The following is a 7,353-nucleotide window of genomic DNA, read 5'->3' as shown; positions in this document are numbered from 1 at the left end:
CTCATCTATCTCTATCTCTATCTCTATCTCTATCTCTATCTCTATCTCTATCTCTATCTCTATCTCCCTTTTACCTGTAATAAGCTCAGCTTTATTTTCGATACATCCCGCATAGGTGTTGTTAGCTATGTAACAAGATAAAACTATTCGCGAAGCCGCTCTGAACTTCCACTTTTTGTACTGGCTGCATCATCCATCAACAGAGAAAATCAGCATATTCACGATAAGGCAAGCGGATGGCAATGAGGCTATCTGGCAGTAATACAAGGGATGGCTTCTTATCACTTTATCAATCGATCATGCTGCGGCCGCTATTGCCACTGGCTTCTTACCCCTTATTTTTCTACCTCAGTTGCCAGGAACTCTCATCACTGTGGGGCTGCTAGGGTTGGGGGGACTGGTATGGTTAAGTGGGCGTATCTACTGGCAATGTGTGGCATTAGTCATCATCAGCTTTGCGTGGGGAAGTTGGCACGGAAATAGGGTATTAATGCAAATTGAGGCGTTAACTCAAGGTGAGCAGCAAGTTATCGCCACTATAAAGAATGCCTATCTGACATGGGGAGAAGGGAATAAGGTCCTGTTGGGCATTCAGCAAGTTAATGGGCAAAGAGTATTTCCACCGATTGCAGTATCAGTAAAGTGGCCGGAGAAGCTTGAGCGCTATTGTGCTGGGCAGCAATGGGCGTTGAAGCTACGAATGCGGGCGGTGCATAGCTTACTCAATGAAGGGGGTTTTGATAGCCAACGCTGGGCTATAGCCAACCAGCGTCCATTGCAAGGGCGAGTGATTAAGGCTGAATTGCGTGATGCCCATTGTAATCTCCGCCAACGGGCCATCAGTGTTATTGAACAACAGCTACAGCAGTATGACCAGCGGCAGATACTGCTAGCTTTAGCTTTTGGTGAAAGAGAACAGTTGAACACACACCAGTGGGCGCTTTTTCGTAATACCGGAACGGCGCACCTGATGGCGATATCGGGTTTGCACATCGGGCTAGCGGCGCTGTTTGGCGGGATACTGGCTCGTGGGATCCAGTTATTTCTACCTGTTAGTTGGGTCGGTCCCGTGTTCCCGCTGCTGATTGGCTGGTTTGTGGCAATGGTTTATGTTTGGTTGGCGGGCGCGAATCCACCCGCGATGAGGGCGGCTATAGCATTAACCCTATGGTTACTGCTGAGGTTGTTCGGTATTTTATGCAGCGCCTGGCAAGTGTGGCTCTGGGTGTTGGCGCTAATATTACTCAGTGAACCACTGGCGGTACTATCAGACAGTTTTTGGCTCTCCTGTCTGGCGGTATTCAGTCTGATATGTTGGTTCTATTGGGTGCCAATTACTCAGCGTTTTAGGGGCGGATGGCTTGGGCTGACTATCCGCTGGTTCCATTTGCAATTTGGTATGATGCTACTATTGATGCCACTACAGATAGGCCTATTTCATGGCGTCAGCTTGTTTTCTATCGCTGCAAATTTGTGGGCAGTGCCTATCATATCCCTGCTTACTGTGCCTTGCGTATTGTTGGCCTTGGCCTGCATACCATTGCCTACCGTAGCTGGCCTGTTTTGGTTCTTGGCCGATATATCGCTTTGCGCGGTACTCTGGCCACTCAATTACCTAAAAACCGGTTGGTTGCATACTGGGTTAGCATCCGTTGCCGTAGCTTATGTGGGGTGGCTGGCAATACTTATTTGGCGTTTTCAGTGGTGGCGAAGCTATCCAATTGGGGTGATAGTCCTGTGTGTCAATTTGGTGTTATTCACTCAGCGGCGTGATGATTATCGCTGGCGCGTTGATATGTTGGATATTGGGCACGGTCTGGCAATAGTGATAGAACGCGCAGGGAAAGCAATTATCTTTGATACGGGCAATCGTTGGCACACCAGTAGCATGGCAGCCGCGGTTATTCTCCCTTATTTACGTTGGCGGGGCATTGTGGTTGAGCAAATTATCCTTAGCCATGATCATCTTGATCACACCGGAGGGCTAGCTGAGTTAAAGGCGGCATTCCCGCAGGCGAAAGTCCGTGCACCTTTCTCCTTAGCTGGCCCGATAGCGGGTTTGCCCTGTCAGAAAGGCGTGAAATGGCAATGGCAAAATTTAAATTTTGACGTTTTATGGCCGAGAACTCAGGTGATTAACGCCCAAAATGATGACTCATGTGTTATTCGCATTGATGATGGCAAACACAGTCTGTTATTGACGGGCGACCTTGAAACACGGGGAGAGCGACAGTTAGTTAAAAATTATCGTGCTAAGCTAGCCTCAACATTGCTGCAAGTTCCCCACCATGGCAGCAATACCTCTTCAACCGGCCCATTTTTGCGGGCAGTGAAGCCAGAATTGGCTTTTGCTTCCGCTGCACGCTATAACCAATGGCACCTGCCAGCTAAAAAAGTGATTAAACGCTATCAAAAAAATAGCATTATTTGGCGTGATACCTCGGTATCCGGGCAGCTAACTGTGTATTTTTACAGCGATAGTTGGCAAATTAGGGGCTATCGGGAACAAATAATGCCACGTTGGTATCACCAGCGGTTTGGCGTTGGAGGCCATAATGAGTAGAATGGGCCGCTATTTCTTCTGGTGCTGGTATTTGCATGATGAATGATAAAGATCTATCCACATGGCAGACGTTCCGTCGCCTCTGGCCAATGATCTCTCCTTATAAGACCGGTCTTGTTGTCGCGGCGATAGCATTAATCCTTAATGCCGCCAGTGACACGTTTATGCTGTCGTTACTAAAACCTTTGCTCGATGATGGTTTTGGTAAAGCGAATAGCTCAATTTTAAAATGGATGCCGTTGGCTGTTATCGGTTTGATGGTGGTTCGTGGAATAACCGGCTTTATTTCTAGCTATTGTATCTCATGGGTCTCTGGTCAAGTCGTGATGTTCATCCGCCGCCGCTTATTTAGCCATATGATGGGGATGCCGGTATCCTTCTTTGACCAGCAATCGACTGGCACGCTGTTGTCCCGTATTACCTATGATTCTGAGCAGGTAGCGGCATCGTCTTCTGGCGCATTGGTTACAGTGGTGCGTGAAGGGGCCTCTATTATCGGTTTGTTTATCATGATGTTTTATTACAGCTGGCAGCTGTCGCTGATTTTAATCGTCATTGCACCGATTGTTTCTGTTTCTATCCGGTTAGTCTCTAAGCGTTTTCGTAATATCAGTAAAAATATGCAAAGCACCATGGGAGAAGTGACCACCAGTGCAGAGCAAATGCTGAAAGGGCACAAAGAAGTGTTGATCTTTGGTGGACAGAAAGTTGAAACCGAGCGTTTTGATACCGTCAGTAATCGCATGCGTCAGCAGGGGATGAAGCTGGTTTCTGCTTCTTCCATTTCTGATCCCATCATTCAGTTGATTGCTTCATTTGCGTTGGCGTTTGTGCTGTATGCGGCAAGTTTCCCAAGTGTGATGGAAACCCTGACAGCGGGTACCATCACTGTGGTGTTCTCGGCAATGATTGCTCTGATGCGCCCGTTGAAGTCCCTTACCAATGTGAATGCACAGTTCCAGCGTGGGATGGCAGCTTGTCAGACGCTATTTGCTATTCTGGATATGGAACAGGAAAAAGACGAGGGGAAACTGGAAGTTGAGCGGGCTAAAGGTGAAATAGAATTCCGCCATGTCACGTTCTACTACCCAGGCAAAGATACTCCAGCACTGAATGATATCAATATGCACATTGAAGCGGGTAAGACCGTGGCATTGGTAGGGCGTTCAGGCTCAGGTAAGTCAACTATCGCCAATTTACTGACCCGGTTCTATGATGTCAGCGAAGGCAGTATCTTGATGGACGGGCACGATTTGCGAGATTATCGGCTTGGTGCCTTGCGAAATCAAGTCGCCTTGGTGTCGCAAAATGTTCATCTGTTCAATGATACGGTTGCCAATAATATCGCTTATGCCCGTGACGAGCACTATAGCCGCGCTGAAATCGAAGAAGCCGCCCGAATGGCATATGCCATGGACTTTATCAATAAAATGGAATTTGGCCTTGATACTGTTATTGGCGAGAACGGTGTGATGCTCTCAGGTGGGCAGCGTCAGCGTATCGCTATCGCTCGTGCGTTATTGCGCGATTGCCCGATACTGATTCTGGATGAAGCTACCTCAGCGCTGGATACTGAATCTGAACGGGCGATTCAGTCCGCATTGGATGAGTTGCAGAAAAACCGTACTTCACTGGTTATTGCCCATCGCTTATCTACGATTGAAAAAGCCGATGAAATTTTGGTCATTGAAGAGGGGCGCATTGTCGAGCGTGGTGTACATGCAGAGTTGTTGGCGCAACATGGTGCCTATGCCCAACTTAATCGTATGCAGTTTGGCCAATGATTGAGCGTATCTGGTCTGGGCGGTCTCGGCTGTATCTGTTACTGCTGCCACTATCTTGGTTATACGGTGCGGTCACAGCACTTATCCGGGCCAGTTACTCACTTGGCTGGCGTTCTGCCTGGCGCTCACCGGTCCCGGTGGTTATTGTCGGCAACCTTACTGCTGGCGGAAATGGTAAGACACCGGTCGTTATCTGGTTGGTGGAACAGCTACAACTACGGGGTTACCGTGTTGGGGTGGTGTCTCGTGGCTACGGGGGCAAATCTACGGTGTATCCGCTACTGCTATCCAATGAGACATCCACGGTGCAGGCAGGTGATGAGCCGGTTCTGATATATCAACGTACTCAGGCACCGGTCGCTGTCTCACCAACGCGCTCAGATGCCATCAAAGCGTTACTAAAAGCTCACACTTTGGACTTCATCATCACCGACGATGGATTGCAACATTATGCGCTACAGCGTGATTTTGAGCTGGTGGTGATCGATGGTGTGCGTCGTTTCGGTAATGGTTGGTGGTTACCGGCAGGCCCGATGCGTGAACGGGCGGGGCGTTTGCACTCAGTGGATGCGGTAATCACCAATGGTGGTATTGCCGCCAGCGGAGAAATACCGATGCAGTTGGTGGCGCGGCAGGCAGTCAATCTGGTTAGCGGTGAGCGGTTGCCCGCACAGCAACTCCAGCATGTCGTTGCAATGGCGGGTATTGGCCATCCTCCTCGGTTCTTTACCACCTTGAATTTACTGGGTATTGAGCCTAAGAGTAAGCATGCTTTTGCTGACCATCAGGATTATTCATTAGCACAACTTAGTCCGCTAACGAGTGGCCCGCAAATATTATTGATGACTGAAAAAGATGCAGTCAAGTGCCGGGCTTTTGCTCAGCCTAATTGGTGGTACCTGCCGGTAGATGCACAGTTACCGCCGGATCAGGCTGAACAATTACTGTTGAACATTCAGGCATTATCACGCCACGCCAGGTAGCCCACTTTATAGACTCAGCAGTGTTAGCTTGAGGGATGCCGCGCACGCCACAATTGAGCGCTGCTGGGTTTCTTCATATAGCTGTAGTTCATCAATTACCGTGGCTCCCAGCGCCCGCTGGAAATCCTGCTTGCTGGAGTGCCCCGCAAACTGGCTGTGACCACTATCCCCTAAATTTGATTGAAAAATACCTGCTGCGCTGACGGGGAGAAAATCCTCATAAACTAAAGGCTCATATTGGATAAATTCCCCGTCAATCAATTGGTCTAATGTCAGGTTTTGCATTGATTCAGTAAGGGTACTTAGCCCTCTCTCGGTAGGGAAATAGCGAAAGAAAGCGAGCTGTTCAGCGCGCATTGTCGGGTAGTCATCTGGGAACTGGCTAAATTTCTCTTTGAGAATCGCCATGTATTGCAGGGCATTTTTTTCATTCACGGGAACCTGTAGTTGATCTTGTGCCGCCTGTAGCAGGCAGTCATAGAGATTACGCCCCTTCGCTGTCAGCGCTGCCCCCCGTTGTTCTATTTCACCAAAACGGGCGGTGTGATGGCCTCGAATGAGTCGACCATCTGTTGCGACAAACGAAACCTGTTCCTCAAGGGCTTTAAAGCTGGTTTGCCGTAATAATATTGGGCAGCGGCGCGGAGGTGGCCCTTCGATCACCGCTTTAGGGGTAATCTGATGTTCTGGCATCGCAATTTGTACGGCATCGATATGCAACGTTCGTGGCGTTAGGTGGTTAATATGGGGTCCTTTGAAAGCCACCACATCGGCAATTAAACGATGCTGATCGTGCAGTTGTTGGTAAACATCAGCACTTACTGTCGCTTGATTATGCCAGCGGAATGTCTCTAATGACTGAGCAATAAAGTCATCGGCTTCATTGCTGGTCAGCCCGCCAGAAATTTCATGCTGAGTAATTAGTTCGATAGCCCGTGGGGTAAATATCACTCTTTTTGCCAGAATATCGGCAGCTTGTTGCCGCAGCTCTGGTTGTTCAATTAATTCAAGGCGCAATAATGAGGTGAAAATTCTAAATGGGCAGGTTTGCAGCGAAGCTTCATGGACAGCGCGGAATGCCGTCGAGTGAACCGGAACCCCAGCCGGGGCCAGGTCATAATAACCAACAGGCAGCATACCCATCACCGCAAACAGGCGGCGCAGGGTCGCAAGTTCAGCGGCGGTTCCCACTCGGATAGCACCGTGTCGCTCCATGTTCAGGCGCTCAATCTCTCCGGTCTGGCGTAAATGGCGGGTAAGTTCCGGTTGCTGACCCATAGTTTGGTTGTTGATATCAGCAACCAGTTGTAACAAGGCTCCGTATAGCGGTACTTCATCCTGATACATATCCGACATGGCACTGGAGAATCTGGCGCGAATCTCATCGGGGTGGACAAACGGTGGGTGAGTCATAATCGGATAGCTCCTTCATGCTTATTCAGTTTTTAGTCTAGATTGATATCGATAAATAATGGGGTAAGCAGTGGAGAATATTGGTTTTTTATGCGTGGCATCCCATTGATGCTACTTACTGACCGACCTTCCCAGATAAAATAGTTGCGCGGCATGGTATTTTATGAGTTAATAGCCGCTGGCCTGTGCTACAGACCTATTTATGTGTAAGAGTGTTCGAGACTAAAGTAAAGCAGTTCCTCCCAGACGTTATCTTGTTGATGCCGCTCCAAAGACGAACCTTCCAGTATCTCTGATAGTAACTCCCATAAGTAATGTTCTGATGCAGGCCCGCTATTACTCATAGCGCGAGTGCCTTATGGCAGATTTAATGTTATTTGAAAGTAGAAGTTGAAGGTGAAGTTTATGTCTAAGAAGACAGGTCAGGTTAAGTGGTTCAACGAAAGCAAAGGTTTTGGTTTTATTGAACAGCATGATGGCGGTAAAGATGTGTTTGTTCATTTCTCCGCGATCGCAACTGATGGTTTCAAAACCTTGGCTGAAGGCCAGCGTGTTGAGTATACCATCCAAGACAGCCCGCGCGGGCCGGCTGCTACAAACGTTGTTGCTC

5 protein-coding genes are annotated in these 7,353 nt (G+C 48.7%); 4 read left to right on the top strand and 1 reads right to left on the bottom strand.

Annotation, left to right across the window (positions count from 1 at the left end; all coding sequences use genetic code 11):
• The first annotated feature begins 280 nt into the window (after window positions 1-280).
• From V1952_RS18440 to lpxK, 3 genes are read left to right on the top strand one after another with little or no spacing between them, the layout of a single operon-like run.
• Window positions 281-2,563: a ComEC family protein gene (locus V1952_RS18440; RefSeq protein WP_420075283.1), complete on the top strand. Its 2,283-nt coding sequence runs from the start codon at window positions 281-283 to the stop codon at window positions 2,561-2,563.
• Window positions 2,564-2,598: 35 nt separating this feature from the next.
• Entirely contained in the window at window positions 2,599-4,347 is a 1,749-nt protein-coding gene (msbA, locus tag V1952_RS18435; protein ID WP_083158440.1) for a lipid A ABC transporter ATP-binding protein/permease MsbA, read from the top strand.
• Window positions 4,344-5,330, top strand: coding sequence for a tetraacyldisaccharide 4'-kinase (gene lpxK, locus V1952_RS18430; protein ID WP_420071875.1), 987 nt, complete (start codon window positions 4,344-4,346; stop codon window positions 5,328-5,330). The genes msbA and lpxK overlap by 4 nt, the downstream gene beginning before the upstream one ends.
• Window positions 5,331-5,336: 6 nt before the next feature.
• Here the strand turns inward: lpxK and V1952_RS18425 are convergent, their stop codons facing one another.
• Window positions 5,337-6,743 (bottom strand): VOC family protein, encoded by a 1,407-nt coding sequence (locus V1952_RS18425; protein ID WP_372559333.1) that lies wholly within the window; start codon window positions 6,741-6,743, stop codon window positions 5,337-5,339.
• 405 nt (window positions 6,744-7,148) lie between these two features.
• Here V1952_RS18425 and cspE point away from each other — a divergent pair.
• Window positions 7,149-7,353, top strand: a 205-nt coding sequence (gene cspE, locus V1952_RS18420) for a transcription antiterminator/RNA stability regulator CspE (RefSeq protein ID WP_420075282.1), incomplete at its 3' end; no start/stop codon positions are given.

The organism is Yersinia sp. 2542 StPb PI (assembly GCF_048593855.1).
Taxonomy (GTDB): Bacteria; Pseudomonadota; Gammaproteobacteria; order Enterobacterales; family Enterobacteriaceae; genus Yersinia; species Yersinia enterocolitica_E.
Note: the sequence above shows the minus strand (reverse complement) of the source record. Positions and strands in the feature narration are given on the sequence as shown.